Below are 18,969 nucleotides of genomic sequence, written 5' to 3' on the forward strand. Positions count from 1 at the left end.
ATAGATTCTTTATTAATACTAATAAGGAGGTTATATGTTACTAGGGTTAGACGTAGGTGGTACTTTTACCGATGCTGTTATCATTGATGGCCATCGTGTAGTGGCAACTGCCAAGAGGCGGACTACAAAGGATAATCTAATGAATGGTATAGGTGAGGCCTTAGATGCGGTTTTGGAGGGTTATGATACATCAAATATTGAACAAGTAACCTTATCTACTACCGTGGTGACGAATACCATCGTAGAAGAGAAGGAGCAAGTAGTAGATCTCTATGTGGTTACAGGTCCAGGCCGTAATGTAGATGATATATTCCCCGTGAAACCTATATACCTTCAAGGTTATACAGATCATAGAGGTATCGTTGTAGAGCGTACCCCTGCTGATGCTGTACGTGGTATAGCCAACATGGTTCAAACACGTAGTGGTACTGATTTGGCTGCTGTGTCCGCTAAATTTGGGGTGCGGAATCCTCAAGAGGAACTATCTATAACAGAAGAATTGAAAAACATATATCATGCAATTTCTAATGGTAGTTTATTAAGTGGTTCTTTAAATTTTCCTCGGCGTACTATTAGCGCTTATTTTAATAGCGCTGTAACACCAGTATTTACGGTGTTTAAGAAAAATGTTGAAGATGCTCTCAGTGCACGGAATATAGTGGCCCCACTTCACATTTTAAAAGCAGATGGAGGCTCTCTACCAGTAGAACACATGGTGAGTCACCCAGTAGAGACCGCCTTTACAGGCCCCGCCGCAACAGTTCTTGGACTATCTGCTCTCGGTGTTATAGGTAATCAGCATACAGTGGCTCTAGATATTGGAGGCACTACAACGGATATATCCCTTTGGAAGCATGGTAGACCATTGATGACAAAAAATGGTGTATCTATCCGTGAGTATCCAAGTGCAGTGCGATCCTTTGCCGTTACCTCGGTCGGCATTGGTGGGGAATCTGTAGTTCGCCTTAAAAATGGTAATCTTACCGTAGGTCCTGAACGAGTGGGACCATCGGTAGCTCTAGGTGGTGTAGAACCTACCTTGGGGGATGCACTTATCGTGCTCGGTCACGCGAACTATGGCGACTTTAATCTAGCATCACGAGCTTTACAAGATTTAGCGGATGCTATACAGGCTGCGTTGCAATCTAATAATATAAATACCTCAAATAATCAACTAACTCTTATTAAGACCGCCTCTGATGTAGCAAAACTAATCCTACAAAATGCGTTGGAAACGATTCAACGTGGCGTAGATGAGGTCATAACGGTTGAGAACAAATGCCCTATTTATGTGGTGGCAGATATTGTAAATCCTGATATATTTGTGCCTGAACATATTGTTGTAGTAGGAGGCACGGCGCCAAGTCTCGGAGCGAGCATTGGAGAATATATGGATTTACCTATTACGATTCCAGAAAATGCAGCCGTAGCGAATGCTATTGGTGCTGCGCTAGCCCTATCTACCATCGAACTCACTGTCCATGTAGATACAAAACGTCGTTTACTTGTCATTCCGGAATTAGGTATTAAACAGCAAAATTGTACTTTAAAACGAGCGGAGCAAGTTGTAGAACGAGTTAAGGAGGCTCTTAGTGAAGAGGCTTTACGTTTAGGTTTAGATACGGCGCAAGAAATCGAGATCATTAGCATTGAGGATTTCCCTGTGGTAGAGGGCTGGCAATCTATGGAGCGTTTAATTACGGTGAAAGTACAACTAGCGGCGGGGGTGAAACACTATGTGGAATAAAGGTTTATCCTATCGTGAGCGTCATGGTCTTATAGAAAAGGATATAAACACGAAACTGAATGACGACGTGAATCCTACTATTGATAAAGCTAAATATCATCACAGTTTAGGTCTTGTCTTTTTCCCTGCGTTTGACTGGAAAATTTCTGAAACACATCCTGAACGACAAGAGCGTTTACTCTATACGCGTGATCAAATTGTAGAGGAAGGTTTGTTAGATATACCGAATATTAGAGAATATAATCCAATAGTAGCTGATTGGGATACAATAGAGCGAGTTCATGTTGGTGCTCCAAATTTAGAGTCTTGGGTGACTGAAGCTCATCGAGTATCTGCTGGAGGTGCTATTGCGGCAGCTGATGCGGTCATGCGCGGTGAAGTAGATCGCGCCTTTGCATTGGTAAGACCACCAGGTCACCATGCGATGGCTATGGTTCATGGTATTCGTGGCTTCTGTACGATTAATATTGAAGCCGTTATGATTCAACACATACGTCAAACTTATGGAATTAAACGCGTTGCCGTAGTAGATACTGATGTACATCACGGTGATGGTTCTCAAGATGTGTTTTACCATGATCCTGATACGTTGTATATTAGCTTCCATCAAGATGGACGTACTTTATATCCTGGCACAGGCTTTATGGATGAATTTGGTGGACCTCAGGCCATCGGTGGTAACATCGATATTCCACTACCGCCTGGTACCGGTGACGAAGGCTTGATGAAGGTCATGCGTGAGCTTGTATTGCCTATCCTTGAAGAGTTTAATCCAGATATCGTCATTAACTCGGCTGGGCAAGATAATCACTTTAGCGATCCATTAGCCAATATGCAGGTAACTGCAAAAGGCTATGCAGAGTTAGTCGATTTATTACAAGCAGATATAGCAGTCTTAGAAGGGGGATATTCCGTACAGGATGCATTGCCATATGTGAATACAGGTATCATTTTATCCATGGCAGGCCTTGATTACAGCAAGGTCGTAGAACCTGCCTTTGACCCTGTTAAATATAAACAAAGTCAAAGTGTAACAAATTATATAGATGAGCTTATCGCTAAGTGGAAGGTACAATGGGCTAATCGATATCGTATAGCAGAAGAAGAACGTGCTGGTGTAGGTGATATTTGGTCAAATCGTTACAATGTGTATTACGATGAAACGGGGGTACAAGAGGAGCGCCTTGAAAGGGTGCGCATGTACGAAGACAAGGTAGGCTGGCATAGCGTGTTTTCACGAGGACAATACGGCCCGTATGGGCCGCAAAGTGTATATGCTATGTTTATCCCTTGGCAAGCAGATGAAGGAACGCGTCAAGATGCTATCGCAGAAGCAAAACGAGCCAAAGCAGAAGGGGGAGCTAGCCGTTACGTTGTGGTAGATCCACTTGGTGACGGACAATATGAACTATAATGTTAATCTTTGTAAATGATAAGGTGAGTTATCATGTTAGAATCGTAAATTATAATATGATTCGTAATGCTGAAAAATAGAAAAATTATGATATAATATAAGAAATAACGCCCCTTTGTGTAAGGGGCGTTCTAATATTTAGTTTTAGAATGGTGAGGTTCCTATGCGCAGTGATAATAGAACAGCGGGTCAATTGCGACCTATTAAAATAACACGGAATTTTACAGAGTATGCAGAAGGTTCTGTACTTATTGAGTGTGGTAAGACCAAGGTTATCTGTACAGCTACTGTTGAAGATTCTGTGCCACGCTGGCTAAAAGGTTCTGGGCAAGGATGGGTAACTGCGGAATACTCATTATTGCCACGTTCTACGCAAACTCGCGTGAGCCGTGAGGCTGCAAAGGGAAAACAAACAGGACGGACTGTAGAAATTCAACGCCTTATCGGTCGTGCATTGCGTGCTGTTGTGGACCTTGAAGCATTAGGAGAGCGTTCTATCACTATCGACTGCGATGTGATTCAAGCGGATGGTGGTACACGAACAGCCTCGATTACCGGTGCCTTTGTAGCCCTCGTTGATGCGGTGGACTTCACCTTTGGCGGAGCTGGCAAATTTCCAATTACTGACTTCTGTGCAGCCATCTCCGTAGGTATTGGTCCAGATGGTCCTATTACGGACCTTTGTTACGAAGAGGATAGTGCCGCCATTGTAGATATGAATGTAGTCCGTACCGGTTCTGGTAATATGGTTGAAGTACAAGGCACAGGTGAACACGGTACATTTAATCGTGATGAGCTCAACGCTTTACTTGATTTAGCAGAGGCTGCTACAGATGAGCTCATGGCTAAACAACGTGAAGTACTTGGTGCGACAGCAGATAAAGTAGGTAAAGAGTATCCTACAGCTCCGGAGGTATAAAATGGAACAAATTGTGCTTGCTACAGGCAATAAAGGGAAAATTCGTGAGTTCTCTGAGGCTTTTTCCCATTTATCTATCGATTGTGTACCTGTAAAAGCTGTGATTTCCATTGAGGAGCCTGAGGAAACTGGTACAACCTTTATGGAAAATGCTCTGTTGAAGGCTCGTTACTATGCGAGGGCTACGAATCGCCCATGCCTTGCTGATGATTCTGGCATTACTGTCGATGCCCTCAATGGTGCACCAGGTGTATATTCTGCGCGTTATGCAGGTCGTCATGGTGATGACAATGCAAACAACGAGAAGTTAATTCGTGAAATACAAGGGAAAAGTAACCGTACAGGTCATTATGTATGCGCTTTAGCGCTTGTATATCCTGATGGCCGAGAAGTTACTGCGGAAGGCTATTGTGATGGACTCGTTCAAGATGAGCCAAAAGGGGAGAATGGCTTTGGCTATGATCCGTACTTCTATGTGCCTGAGTTTAAAAAGACTATGGCAGAGTTAAGTATAGAAGAGAAGGAAACGATTAGTCATCGTGGCCGTGCACTACGTGAATTAATTAACAAACTTTGATATTTTCGAACTATATGGTATAGTTCATATAAATATATAATATAGTGGCATTAGAGATTAAATACAATGAAACGAATTGGCATTTTAAGTGACACTCATGGGTATCTAGAGGATATCGACCTCGTTTTGGCTGCTACGGCTGATCAAGACATTGATATGTGGCTTCATGCTGGCGATTTTGGAGATGACGCACGCTATATGCAGGCACATACTGATATTCCTGTATATGCTGTGCGTGGGAACAACGACCGTGTGCAACCGCTTGAACCACGAGAGCAATTAATTCCTCTTGAAGATACCTATATTTACATGACACATGGTCATGAGGTATCATATTATAATCGAATACAAAAACTGATTGAGTTAGGAACTGACATGGGTGCGCGACTCATCGTGTCCGGTCATAGCCATCATCATGGGGAGGTTCGTGCCCGTGATGCGGTATTTGTAAATCCTGGTAGTATTTCTTTGGCTCGTGATCGCTCCGGTGGTACCTTTGCCATCGTTACCTACGATAATGGACAGTTTGATGTAGAGTTTGTATATAAACAAGATATTGTTTAGTTATATGGTGAAAGCTTCGGTTTTGAAACTTTCAAAAGGAATAGTAAGTCTATGCATGGAAAGGGTTATGACATATCATGGATACACCAGTTAAAGCAAAGCCTAAAATGAAGTTATATGGTTTTAACAATCTCACGAAAACATTGAGTTTTAATATTTATGATATTTGTTATACTCGTACGGAAGAAGAGAAAAAACAATACATTCAATACATTGATGAAGTATACAATGCGGATCGTTTAACGGCTATTTTGACGGAAGTTAGCCATATCATCGGTGCTAATATCCTTAATGTAGCGAAACAAGATTATGATCCACAAGGTGCGTCTGTTACAATTTTGATTTCTGAAGAGGAAATTGAAAAAGAAGATGTAGTTATGCATCTAGATAAATCGCATCTTACTGTACATACGTATCCTGAAAGCCATCCGCACAAAGGGATTAGTACATTCCGTGCCGACATTGAAGTGTCTACATGTGGACAAATCTCTCCGTTAAATGCACTTAATTACTTAATTCAAAGTTTTGACTCTGATATTCTTACCTTGGATTATCATGTACGTGGCTTTACTCGGGACGTGTCTGGTAAGAAAATTTATATTGATCATCGTATCAATTCTATTCAAAATTACATCAGTGCAAAAACTCGCAACATGTACAACATGATTGATGTAAATGTATATCAAGAAAATATTTTCCATACAAAGATGATGTTAAAAGAATTTGATTTAGATAATTATCTTTTTGGCATTACTGAGTCAGAGTTGAGCGATCGCGAAATCAAGCAAATTAAACATCAATTAAAACAAGAAATGATGGAAATCTTCTATGGACGCAATTTGCCATCTGTAAAAGCTTAAAGACAGCTTTTATGACATTGTTGTTATAGCTTTAATCGTATAATACAAATATAGACTTGAAGTAGATAAGCCTTATATGGTTTATCTACTTTTTTATAATTTACTTTATTGCTACTGGAGCTTAATCATTATTACTACGGGATCTTAATGATAGTTATTTTTAAAAAGTTCAAAAAACTATATCGAAAAAACTTGAATTATTATATTACATTATGTATAATACAATTAGTTAAAGGTATAAATTACCGACTCTAAAGAGTCCGAGTGTATCCACAAAGGAGAATAGTTATGGACGTACGTGAATTAGCTGTACAAAAAAAACGTGAATTAAAAGGTTTCCTTACTGTAGGAACAAAATATGAATTAAAAGACGCTCATGATTTATCTGTAGCTTACACACCGGGTGTAGCAGAACCATGTTTGCGTATTAAAGATAATGAAGCAGAATCCTTCGAATTAACTTGCCGTTCCAACATGGTTGCCGTTGTATCTGACGGTACTCGTGTACTTGGTCTTGGTGATATTGGCGCTGCAGCAGCATTGCCAGTAATGGAAGGTAAATCCTTATTGTTCAAAAAATTCGGTGATGTAGACTGCATTCCATTGGTTGTAGATACAAAAGATGCTGATACATTGATCAATACAGTAAAATTGTTGCAAAAAAACTTTGCTGGTATAAATTTGGAAGATATTTCCTCTCCTAAATGCTATGAAGTTGAAAATCGTTTGAAAGCAGAGTTAGAAATCCCTGTATTCCACGATGACCAACACGGTACTGCTATCGCATGCTTAGCAGGTGTAAAAGGCGCTCTTCGTTTGGTTAAAAAGGATTTAGCTACTGCTAAAATCATTGTAAACGGTGCTGGTGCGGCAGGTGCTAATATTGCTCGCTTATTATACCTTGCAGGTGCTCGTGATATTACATTATTGGTATCCTCTGGCGTATTGCATAAAGACTACAAACGTCTTGACTCTTTACAAGCTGAATTAATCGATTTACTAAAACTTGAAGAAAAACACGGCGATTTGGCTGAAAATGCTAAAGGTGCTGATATTCTTCTTGGTGTATCTGCAGCAGGTGCTTTCACAAAAGAAATTTTGGAAAGCTTAGCTGACGATGCAATTGTATTTGCAATGGCTAACCCTAATCCAGAAGCAACATATGCTGATATGAAAGCTGCTGGTATCCGTGTTGCTGGTACAGGTCGTTCCGATGCTCCTAACCAAATCAACAACGTAGCAGTATTCCCAGGTGTATTCCGCGGTGCTATCGACGTTCGTGCGTCTCAAATCACTGACGAAATGAAATTAGCTGCTGCTGACGCTTTGGCTCACTTGATTCCTGATAGTGAATTGAACGAAGAAAACGTAATGCCATCCGTATTCGATCCTCGCGTAGCTCCAGCTGTTGCTAAAGCAGTTGCTGAAGTTGCTGTAAAACAAGGTATTGCTAAAAACCCTCAAGCAATAGAAGATGGTAGCTACGAAGGTTAATTTATTTGCTTTACTAGCATTTTATAATCTTATATAACCATAGAACAATACAACATGCACCTCGAAAGGGGTGCATGTTTTTATATGATCGATTAAGTATATGATTGGCTTTATACTATTAGGGTGAATAATCTATAGATTAAAATGATATAGAGGCGTAGGCATATAGGATAATAGAAGTAAGGATAGATATATATTAAAGAATGTATTAATGTATCAGTAAAAAAATTAATGAAGTTGTAAAAAAGTACTTGTCACTAGTTTCTATCAATGATATAATAATTTTCGTTGCAGAGCGATACTCAAGAGAGTAAGAACTCAGCAAGAGTAGTGGTTGACATCAACTACCGGGTTTGCTATAATAGCAAAGTAATTAATGACGGGGCATAGCGCAGTTTGGTAGCGCACCTGGCTTGGGACCAGGGGGTCGCAGGTTCGAATCCTGCTGCTCCGACCATTTTTTATTTGCGGGTGTAGCTCAATGGTAGAGCCCCAGCCTTCCAAGCTGGTCGCGAGGGTTCGATTCCCTTCACCCGCTCCATTTTTTTTTGCCTTTTTTAGGGTATACTAAGATAGGGTGTAGTTGACGATACATAGTACATAATTTATACTATAATAGATAATTATATAGGTAATCCACATGGTTCAGTAGCTCAGTTGGATAGAGCAACGGCCTTCTAAGCCGTGGGTCGGGGGTTCGAATCCCTCCTGGATCACCAAAGAAATAAACGGATAGCTCGTAATGAGCTATCCGTTTTTGTTTGCGTTTTTAGCATAGTTACATATAAAAAAAATGTAAAAAGATAAATCTGCATTAAAAATGAATAAAATTTCATAAACTAATATATGAATGAGTAAAATAATGTACTTATAAGATGGCAAAAGTCTAAAATAGAATTAAAATAATACTGTAAATACTGGATTCTTATATGATGATAAAGCATGAATAGAAAATGAAATTATCTTGATTGTTATATTGAAAATTTTATATAATTATAAATATTATAGTTAATTATAAGCTTTCATATGTAAGTATGAGGTTTTATAAATGGATATTTAGGTTATAGTTCTTGTAATAGGAGTGTTTCATGAATAAGATTTTCAAGGTGATTTGGAGTAAAAGCAAAGAGTGTTATGTAGTTGTGTCTGAGATAGCAAATAACTATAGTGCTAAAAAGGCTGTATTGACTAGTGTTTTTGCTGTGTTGGCGGTAACTGGTGGTGCAGCTCATGTTATGGGGGCGACTTTACCGTCGGAGCTAACAGACAAAGGCTCTATTAAAATCGGTCAGTATGCAACTACAAGTAATATGTCTAGTATAGTTATAGGGACAAGCAGTCAATTTAGAACTTCTTCAGTTGATGGGTATAGGGCAATTGGTATTGGCTCTGGGATTATTGCTAGTGGTAATAATAGTGTTTCTATCGGTGGACATTCTCGAGCAACAGAAGATCAGGCAATTGCTATCGGTGGAGCTTCTGATGATAGTGGTGCTAAAGCGACGGGTTCTCAATCTATTGCTATCGGTGGTAATACTGTAGCTAGTGGGGATTCTTCTATTGTAGTCGGAGGTGATGACGTAGAGGTCGCATTCGCTAGAACTGTAACTTATACAGATATTAACACTGGACAAGCAAAAACGGGTACATTGAGACAGGCATCTATAGATTTGGCGAATATCCAACTACCTCAATACATAACTGCTACAGCTAGTCATGCAGGGACTGCCATTGGTATGAAAACTAAAGCCGGTGACTTGGGTCTTTCTCTCGGCATGGGGGCGGATTCTGCTACTCGCCTAGATGGTAAGGCTGGTAATGTAGTTAATGCTATCGCTATCGGTGCCGGTGCCAAAGCTAATCGGGATAACTCCATTGCAATCGGTGGTGGTGCTAATACTGATGCAGCGGGTGTGGCACAAACAAGCTATACTATGAGTAATGGAGATACGGTTAACTGGGCCGGTGGTGAAAATGTGTTGCCTGGTGACGTTGTATCCTTCGGTGCTCCTGGTTATGAACGTCAGCTCAAAAATGTAGCACCTGGTATTGTTAGTGCAACTTCTACCGATGCGGTGAATGGCTCTCAATTATATGCAATAGCTGAGAAGACTTTATCTAAATATATTTCTATTAATTCTGATTTGGCTGGGAATAAATCTAATAAAGGTGCAGCGGCAACTGATTCTATGGCTATAGGTCCTGATGCTTCTACAACAACTGCTGCTATTAAAGGGACTGCTTTAGGTAGTGGTGCAACTGTTACTGTAGCGAATGGTGTAGCTATAGGTTCACAGTCTAAAGCAAGCACAGCTAGCGGTGTAGCAGGCTATGATGTAAATGACTCTAGAACCGATAAATATGGCTCTTTATCCGGTAAAGCATTGACATCTACTTTAGGTGCCTTTGCTGTAGGTAATGAGACGAATACACGGCAAATCACAGGGGTAGCTGCTGGTACAGCTGATACAGATGCTGTAAATGTGGCACAGTTAAAGAGTGTGAATTTGAAAGTAGCTGGAGATACCGGCACAGGTGATGTTAATCTTGCTAATAGTACTTTAAATATTAAAGGTGCTGGTCTTGCTAAAACTACTGCATCTGGTAAAGATGTAACCGTAACTGTGTCTGAAAAAGCAGTTAAACAAGAAGCTGTTAAAGCGGTTACAATGGCAGCAGCGGATCCTAATGGTGCGATTACTGTGACACCTCAGCTTAGCGCAGATAAAGATACGGCAACTTACAAAATTGGTATCGATCCAACTAAGGTAGCAGAAACTACTAACTTGACCTATAAGGATAATGATGGTGCAGATAAGACCGTTACATTAAAGAAAGGCTTGAACTTTAAGAACGGTACTATGACGACTGCTACTACTGCTGCAGATGGGGTCGTAACTGTTGATATCAATGATGATACAAAGGCTAAAATTAATAACGCTGCAACGAATAAGCTAGATAATCTTACATCAGATGGTGAACAAAAGGTTAAGAGCTTATCTGCATGGAAGGTAAAGGCTAATAACAGTAATGCTGAAACAGTAACAGGTGGAGATACCGTTACATTTAATGATGGATCCAATATTGCTATTACTCAAAATGGCAAGACATTTACTGTAGCGACTAAAAATGATGTAAACTTTAATACTGTAACAGCTACGACAAAGGTGACAACACTTGCGGTAGAAGGGCTTACTAATACGTCCTGGACACCTGGTACTACAACTCCTGTTAGTGGCCGTGCGGCAACAGAAGATCAATTGAAAGCCGTTGATACACAAGTAGCAACAAATAAAGATGATATTGCTACGAATAAGGCTAATATCGATAAGAATAAGGACAATATTGCAAAGAATGCGGACAATATCACGAAAAATGCTGCAGAAATTGCTACAAATAAAGGTAATATTGCAACCAACACGGCAGCTTTGGCTCGTAAAATCTCTTTAGGTGGTAATACTGGTAGCACAACAGAAAAATCCTTAAGTACAGGAGATGTGAAGTTTAATGTGAAAGGTGCAGGCCTTGTAACGACTTCTGCAGCCGGTGATGATGTAACAGTAACCGTGACAGAAAAAGCAGTTAAACAAGAAGCTGTTAAAGCGGTTACAATGGCAATAGCGGATCCTAATGGTCCAATTACTGTGACACCTGAGCTTAGTGCGGACAAAGATACAGCAACTTACAAAGTTGGTATCGATCCAACTAAAGTAGCAGAGACTACTAACTTGACCTATAAGGATAATGATGGGGCAGATAAGACCGTTACATTAAAGAAGGGCTTGAACTTTAAGAACGGTACTATGACGACTGCTACTACTGCTGCAGATGGAGTCGTAACTGTTGATATCAATGATGATACAAAGGCTAAAATCAATAACGCCGCAACGAACAAGCTAGATAACCTTACACCAGATGGTGAACAAAAGGTTAAGAGCTTGTCCGCATGGAAGGTAAAGGCTAATAACAGCAATGCTGAAACAGTAACAGGTGGAGATACCGTTACATTTAATGATGGTTCCAATATCGCTATTACGCAAAATGGTAAGACATTTACTGTGGCGACTAAAAATGATGTAAACTTTAATACTGTAACAGCTACGACAAAGGTGACAACACCTGCGGTAGAAGGGCTTACTAATACGTCCTGGACACCTGGTACTACAACCCCTGTTAGTGGCCGTGCGGCAACAGAAGATCAATTGAAAGCCGTTGATACACAAGTAGCAACAAATAAAGATGATATTGCTACGAATAAGGCTAATATCGATAAGAATAAGGACAATATTGCGAAGAATGCGGACAATATCACGAAAAATGCTACAGAAATTGCCACAAATAAAGGTAATATTGCAACCAATACGCAGAACATTGCAACTAATACGGCAGCCTTGGCTCGTAAGATTTCCTTAGGTGGCGATACAGGTAATACAACAGAAAAATCCTTAAGTACAGGTGATGTGAAGTTTAACGTAAAAGGTTCCGGCCTTGTGACAACTTCCGCAGCCGGCGATGATGTAACGGTAACCGTGACAGAAAAAGCGGTTAAACAAGAAGCTGTTAAAGCGGTTACAATGGCAGTAGCGGATCCTAATGGCCCGCTTACTGTGACACCTGAGCTTAGTGCGGACAAAGATACAGCAACTTATAAAATTGGTATTGATCCAACTAAGGTAGCAGAATCTACTATCCTGACTTATAAGGATAATGATGGGGCAGATAAGACCGTTACATTAAAGAAAGGTCTGAATTTTAAAAATGGTGCCATGACGACTGCTACAACTGCTGCAGATGGGGTAGTAACTGTTGATATCAATGATGATACAAAGGCTAAAATCAATAACGCCGCAACGAATAAGCTAGATAATCTTACATCGGAAGGCGAACAAAAGGTTAAGACTTTGGCAACATGGAATGTCGCTACTGCTGCTGATGGCGGAACTCATTCCGGTGATTCAACTAGTACGGTAACAGGTTCTGATACAGTGGCTTTTAAAGCAGGTAATAACCTAAATGTAAATCAAACTGGCAGAGATATTACATTCTCCTTAAATAAAGAGATTTCTGATATGACTAGTCTAGGTCTTACAAATCCGGATGGTGCAAAGGCAACTATTAAGACTGGAAAAGGTGATGCTCATGTAGGTGAAACAGACCAAGCGGATCGCATTGTTTATACTAATGCAGCTGGTACTGAAGAACAGGTAGCAACATTAAAAGACGGTTTGCAATTCGGTGGCGATAATAATCCTGAAGTTATTAATAAGACATTGAATCAGAAGCTGGAAGTTGTTGGCGGTGCTGACGTAGCGAAATTATCCGATAACAATATCGGTGTTAATGCGAAAAACGGTAAGTTGCATGTACAATTGTCTAAAGAATTGAATGACTTGACTAGCGCTCAATTCAAAAATGGTAATGCCGTGTCCACAATTAATGGTGCAGGCACAACTGTGACAGACGGTACGAACACAACACAGTATGGTCCTAAAGGCATGACCATTAATCCTGGTGCAAATGAAATATCTCTTACCGATGAAGGCTTAAACAATGGTGGTAAAGTCATCTCCAATGTAGCGAGCGGCGGTAATGTTGATACTAATGCGGCGAACATCGGCGATGTGAAGAAAGCGGCAGCGGCATCTAAAACAACAGTATCTGTTAATAAGAAAGATACAGAAACTCCGAATTTGATACTAGAAGAAACTGTAGATCCTGCTGATGGTCATACGAATTACGATATCAAGTTGGCAAATAAAGTTAACTTAGGAAATGATAATATTGTGCTTGATGGTGCAGATGGTACTGTTAAGACTAAAGGCAATATTACATCCGAAGGCACTGTAGAAGGGAAAGACCTCAAAGCGGGCGATGTAACTGTTAATAAGGACAATAAAGGTACTGTGAACGGTTTATCCAATAAGACATGGACTCGTGGACAGGCTCCTGTGAGTGGTCAAGCAGCGACAGAAGACCAAATCCAAGCGGTAGATACTCGTGTTATCGCGGTAGAAGATAAGGTAGCGGACTTCGGCTGGTTGGCGAAGAGCAGTGCAGTAGGTACAGGTCAAGCAACAGGTAATAACACAGCCACTAAAGTGGGGGACAAAACGGAAGTAGAATTCCGTGCCGGTGATAACCTCACTATTGACCAAACAGGTACTACTTTCACGTATTCCTTGAATAAAAATATGACAGGTCTTGAAAGTGTATCCGTAGGTGATGTAGCAAATGATAAACCGGGCGTTGTATTGAACGGTGCTGACGGCACTATGGGCGTACGCGGTAAAGATGGTGCAAATGCATCTATTACAGCGGCTAAAGGTGCTGACGGCTTGACAGGTACTGGTGCTGGTAAAGATCGTATCGTTTATGAAACGAAAGACGCTAACGGTAATCCTGTTAAAGAAACCGTAGCAACAATGAACGATGGTTTACATTTCGCTGGCGATAATGGAAATACAGTTATCGATAAGACATTAAATGAAAAACTCGAAATTGTTGGCGGTGCTGATGCAACGAAATTGTCCGATAACAACATCGGTGTTAATGCGAAAGACGGTAAGTTGCACGTACAATTGTCTAAAGAATTAAATGACTTGACTAGCGCTCAATTCAAAAACGGTAATGCAGTATCCACAATTAGTGGTGCAGGCACGACTGTGACAGATGGTACGAACACAACTCAATACGGTCCTAAAGGCATGACCATTAATCCAGGTGCAAATGAAATATCTCTTACCGATAAAGGCTTAAACAATGGTGGTAAAGTTATCTCCAATGTAGCGAGCGGTGGTGATGTTGATACTAATGCGGCGAATATCGGTGATGTGAAGAAAGCGGCAGCGGCATCTAAAACAACAGTATCTGTTAATAAGAAAGATACAGAAACTCCGAATTTGGTACTAGAAGAAACTGTTGATCCTGCTGACGGTCATACGAATTACGATATCAAGTTGGCGGACAAAGTTAACTTGGGTAATGGTAATATTGTTCTTGACGGAACCGATGGTAGCATCAAGACTAAAGGCAATATTACATCCGAAGGTACTGTAGAAGGCAAAGATCTCAAAGCGGGTGATGTAACTGTTAACAAGGACAATAAAGGTACTGTGAACGGTTTATCCAATAAGACCTGGACTCGTGGACAGGCTCCTGTGAGTGGTCAAGCAGCGACAGAAGACCAAATCCAAGCGGTAGATACTCGTGTGATGGCCGTAGAAGATAAGGTAGCGGACTTCGGCTGGTTGGCGAAGAGCAGTGCTATAGGCACAGGCCAAGCGACAGGCAATAATACAGCAACTAAAGTTGGCGATAAAACGGAAGTAGAATTCCGTGCCGGTGACAACCTCACTATTGACCAAACAGGTACTACTTTCACGTATTCCTTGAATAAAAATATGACAGGCCTTGAAAGTGTATCCGTAGGCGATGTAGCAAATGATAAACCGGGCGTTGTATTGAACGGTGCTGACGGCACTATGGGCGTACGCGGTAAAGATGGTGCGAATGCATCTATTACAGCGGCTAAAGGTGCTGACGGCTTGACAGGTACTGGTGCTGGTAAAGATCGTATCGTTTATGAAACGAAAGATGCTAACGGCAATCCTGTAAAAGAAACCGTAGCGACTATGAACGACGGCTTGCATTTCGCTGGTGATAACGGAAATACAGTCATCGACAAGACATTGAATGAAAAACTTGAAATCGTTGGTGGTGCTGACGCAGCAAAATTGACTGATAACAATATCGGCGTTAATGCAAAAGACGGCAAGTTGCAAGTACAATTAGCTAAAGATTTAAATGGTTTGTCCAGTGTGGAAGTGAAGGACGATAATGGTGCATCTACTGTTATGAAAGGTGACACTATTAAGAGCAAAGATGCAGCAGGAAATACTTCTGTTGTAAATGGCTCTGGCGTGACTATCACACCTGCTAATCCGCAAAATCCAAATGCTGGTACAGTGTCTTTGACTACTGAAGGCTTGAATAATGGCAACAATCAAATCAAGGGCGTTGCAGCTGGTACAGCAGATACAGATGCAGTTAACCTTGGTCAATTGAAAAAATCTAATGCTCAGCTTGCTAATGCAATTGCTAATGTTGAAACCGAAACACAACGAGTAGGCGCTCATGCGGCGGCTATGTCAGCGTTGAAACCAATTCAATATGATCCATTAGAGCCAACTCAAGTGATGGCCGGATATGGTAACTATCGTGGTAAGAGTGCAGCAGCATTAGGTCTTGCTCATTATACTAATGAAGATACAATGTTCAACGTGGGTGTTTCCGTAGGTGGACGTCATAATATGATCAATGCCGGCTATACTCACAAGTTTGGTAACAGCGATGCTAAAAAAGCTGTATCAGAACGCTACAAAGGCGGTCCAATCAGCTCCATTTATGTGATGCAGGATGAAATGACCTCTTTGAAACAAGAGAATAGTAGACAGAAGGAAGTATTGGATAAACAACAAGCTGAAATCGAATCATTGAAAGCTATGGTTAATAGTTTACTAGCAACTAAAGGTTAATAACTAAATATAGTAATTAAAATGATGATTTCGCTATAGCATTCTTGTAGTGTTATCCGATGTCGTAAAGGGAAAAGGTTCCGTAGGAAGTTGATGGTCGATAAGCCTCAACTGAAATACGGAACCTTTTTGGTTTTAACTGTAGTGTCCCTTTATAAGACTACTAATATTTATGTATGATATAATGTTAAAAATGAAGGAATAATGAACTTCGAACAGCTGTTATAAGGGGATTTATATTGTGGAAAATATAGAAAAGATATTTAATAATATCAGATTACAGAAATATAAACCGGGAGGAACATCCTTTGCTGATCCTATACGAAATATATTTGTCCAATGCACACCAGAAGAGGTGGTACGGCAAAAAACAATTCATTTTTTACAGAGTGACTTAGGAGTGCCACTTGAGAGGATTAGCGTTGAAGAGTCTATGGCTCATGTGAAAAGAGGAAAACGGGGAAGAGCAGATATAGTTGTTTATAGGGATGATAAGAAAAAAGATGCACTTTTAGTAATCGAATGTAAGGCCCCTGAGGTGGATGTATCTTGTTATATAGTACGTGAGCAGGCAGAAGGATATCTTAAAATTCTTAATGCTGATTATTATATGCTGATTAATGGGCATCAGATTATAATGTATAAATATAATTCTGGACTTGCTATAGAAATTGAAGGTATTCCTTCTTATAGAGAACTTTTAAATGATGAAGTAGAGTATGCTCGAGCATTGCCGATAAAATCATATAGTTATCATGATATTTTGTCAAAGGACCTTCAACGTGCATTCCAAAAAGAAAATTATTTAGGTGATTCTACATACCATGATATAAAATTATTTGCACTTAATTTCTTAAATTTAATTTTACTAAAAACTGCTATTAATCATGATGATTTAATTGGGATAGGTGTGTCAGAGGATTTTGGTGTAAAAAGAACTAGGTTTGGAAATAGTGCTGGTTATAACTATCAAGAGTTGACCCGTTTGTTTATCGCTAAAGATAATAAGAATAAAGACTTAATTTGGGGTCTTAGTATGATTGGTTATTATAATACACAGTTAAATGTATCAATAACGAACAAGAAAAATAAACATCATACTTTACAATTAGATCTGGATAAATTTTGTGAGTATAATCCAGTTACCAATATGATAACTGTTACACATAATGGAGCCCTATCGTTTGGTAGAGGTGGATCTATGAAACACCAAGTTGTTATAGATTATGTAAAGGATAAAGCACCAGATTTAATTAGAGAGAATAAAGTATATCTTGGTAGTATAGATAATTCTAGGTTGTTGGAATGGGAGCATTTTGATGTTCAAAACTTTATAAATAATTTACTTCGATATGGAATACTTCGTGATGAAGTGCGTGCAAAATATAAAAGGAAGTAATATCTATAAATTTATAGTTGTTGAGAACAAGTAAATGATTTGAGGAGATAATCTATTATGAAGTATATAGAAGAGATTTTTGATAAGATAGAACTTGAAAAATTTCAACGGGATGGAGACTGTATATATGATCCAATACGTTGTTTTTTGTTAGCTGCGACACCGGAGGAGTGTGTTCGCCAAAAAACAATTGTATTCTTGCAACAAGAATTAGGAATACCTATTAATCGGATTTTTGTAGAAGAATCAATGGCACATACTAAAAAGGGATTACGTGGAAGAGCAGATATTGTTGTCTACCGTGATGATGAGTGTACAGATGTATTGATGATTATAGAATGTAAGGCGCCTCATATTAACGTGCTAGGTGATGAAGTATTTAATCAGGCTTCAGGATATAGAGAAATACTTAGTGCTGATTATATTATGCTGGTTAATGGTGTGGAGGCAATTATATATTATTATAATGATGGGGCATATCATGAAGTTAAGGATATTCCTTTATTAGAGGAGCTTTTAATAAAAGAAATTTCTTTTGTCGAGCCAGAACCCTTTGAGGCATATAAATATGAAGAACTTATGTCTGATGAGTTTCAAGAGGCATTTGCAGAGCATGGGGATATTAGTGAATATACGCCTAAATATATCAGAGGGGTTGCTTTAAACCTAATTAATTTAATTTTGCATAAGGAAATTAAAAAGAATGATGTATTAAAAAATATAGGTGTAACAGAGGATTGCTATGTAAGTATGCCACACTTTGGTAATAGTGGCGGTGGCAATTATCAGGTTTGGTCTCGCTTATTTATTGCAAAAGACCATATGAATAAAGATGAAGTGCTTGGTATTAGTATTTGTGGAACTATACATACTGAAAATGATCCACACTGGGGGAATAGAAGTGGCTCTACTCAACTTAATATATCTATAGCTAATAAAGAATCGCGGCATCATTCCCTTCAATTAAATTTAGATCGGTATTGTCGATATAATCCGATTACTAATATAGTAGATATAGTACATAACGGTTCTTTAACAAGAGGTAAAGGGGGCGCAGCTAAAAGAGCAGATGTTATTGCATATATTAAGGAGCGGGCGCCTGAGCTTGTTCATGGTGATGAAATATTTCTTGGATGTTTAAATAATTCTCGTTTATTAGAGTGGAGCGATCCTAATGTACAATCATTTATAAGGAATTTACTACGTTATGCAGTACTTCGTGATGGATTTAGAGCAGAATATAAAAAATCAAAGTAATATTGTTAATAAAAGACCATTCGACGAATGGTCTTTTTTGCATTTATAATAAATCACTCAAAAGTTTAATTTTAATTGCGCCCTATAAATCCAGTATTTATCTACATTCTTTCCTCATAAATCGAATTGGTCAAAATAAAAGTCAAAAAATACACTTTGACATATTGACTTTTTGACTTTTAAGGGTTATTATAATGTCGTAGG

10 protein-coding genes and 3 tRNA genes are annotated in these 18,969 nt (G+C 39.4%); all 13 read left to right on the forward strand.

Annotated features, from left to right (window positions below):
- The first annotated feature begins 34 nt into the window (after window positions 1-34).
- The 13 genes from PK1910_RS10070 (at window position 35) to PK1910_RS10130 (ending at window position 18,765) form a co-directional block, all read left to right on the forward strand.
- Window positions 35-1,747, forward strand: a complete 1,713-nt coding sequence (locus tag PK1910_RS10070; protein WP_331298925.1) for a hydantoinase/oxoprolinase family protein — start codon at window positions 35-37, stop codon at window positions 1,745-1,747.
- On the forward strand, window positions 1,737-3,161 hold the full coding sequence (locus tag PK1910_RS10075) for a histone deacetylase family protein (RefSeq protein ID WP_105087098.1): 1,425 nt from the start codon (window positions 1,737-1,739) through the stop codon (window positions 3,159-3,161). Before PK1910_RS10070 ends, PK1910_RS10075 begins: the two co-directional genes overlap by 11 nt.
- A 163-nt stretch (window positions 3,162-3,324) precedes the next feature.
- Window positions 3,325-4,080: a ribonuclease PH gene (rph, locus tag PK1910_RS10080; RefSeq protein WP_105087097.1), complete on the forward strand. Its 756-nt coding sequence runs from the start codon at window positions 3,325-3,327 to the stop codon at window positions 4,078-4,080.
- A 1-nt stretch (window position 4,081) separates the two neighbouring features.
- On the forward strand, window positions 4,082-4,657 hold the full coding sequence (locus tag PK1910_RS10085; protein ID WP_123138469.1) for an XTP/dITP diphosphatase: 576 nt from the start codon (window positions 4,082-4,084) through the stop codon (window positions 4,655-4,657).
- Between the two features lie 66 nt (window positions 4,658-4,723).
- On the forward strand, window positions 4,724-5,221 hold the full coding sequence (locus tag PK1910_RS10090; protein ID WP_227065420.1) for a metallophosphoesterase family protein: 498 nt from the start codon (window positions 4,724-4,726) through the stop codon (window positions 5,219-5,221).
- 77 nt (window positions 5,222-5,298) lie between these two features.
- Window positions 5,299-6,081 carry an adenosylmethionine decarboxylase gene (gene speD, locus PK1910_RS10095; protein ID WP_008715652.1) on the forward strand — a complete coding sequence of 261 codons (783 nt, stop codon included), beginning with the start codon at window positions 5,299-5,301 and terminating at the stop codon, window positions 6,079-6,081.
- Window positions 6,082-6,369: 288 nt separating this feature from the next.
- Window positions 6,370-7,575 carry an NAD(P)-dependent malic enzyme gene (locus tag PK1910_RS10100; protein ID WP_331298928.1) on the forward strand — a complete coding sequence of 402 codons (1,206 nt, stop codon included), beginning with the start codon at window positions 6,370-6,372 and terminating at the stop codon, window positions 7,573-7,575.
- A gap of 380 nt (window positions 7,576-7,955) precedes the next feature.
- Window positions 7,956-8,032, forward strand: a tRNA-Pro gene (locus tag PK1910_RS10105).
- A gap of 10 nt (window positions 8,033-8,042) precedes the next feature.
- Window positions 8,043-8,116 (forward strand) — tRNA-Gly (locus PK1910_RS10110).
- Window positions 8,117-8,217: 101 nt separating this feature from the next.
- Window positions 8,218-8,294, forward strand: a tRNA-Arg gene (locus PK1910_RS10115).
- A gap of 369 nt (window positions 8,295-8,663) precedes the next feature.
- Window positions 8,664-16,109 (forward strand): YadA-like family protein, encoded by a 7,446-nt coding sequence (locus PK1910_RS10120; protein WP_331298930.1) that lies wholly within the window; start codon window positions 8,664-8,666, stop codon window positions 16,107-16,109.
- Between the two features lie 241 nt (window positions 16,110-16,350).
- Window positions 16,351-17,508 carry a type I restriction enzyme HsdR N-terminal domain-containing protein gene (locus PK1910_RS10125; RefSeq protein ID WP_105087094.1) on the forward strand — a complete coding sequence of 386 codons (1,158 nt, stop codon included), beginning with the start codon at window positions 16,351-16,353 and terminating at the stop codon, window positions 17,506-17,508.
- Window positions 17,509-17,565: 57 nt separating this feature from the next.
- Window positions 17,566-18,765, forward strand: a complete 1,200-nt coding sequence (locus PK1910_RS10130; protein ID WP_105087093.1) for a type I restriction enzyme HsdR N-terminal domain-containing protein — start codon at window positions 17,566-17,568, stop codon at window positions 18,763-18,765.
- Window positions 18,766-18,969 lie beyond the last annotated feature (204 nt).

It is taken from the genome of Veillonella parvula (assembly GCF_036456085.1).
GTDB lineage: Bacteria > Bacillota > Negativicutes > Veillonellales > Veillonellaceae > Veillonella > Veillonella parvula_E.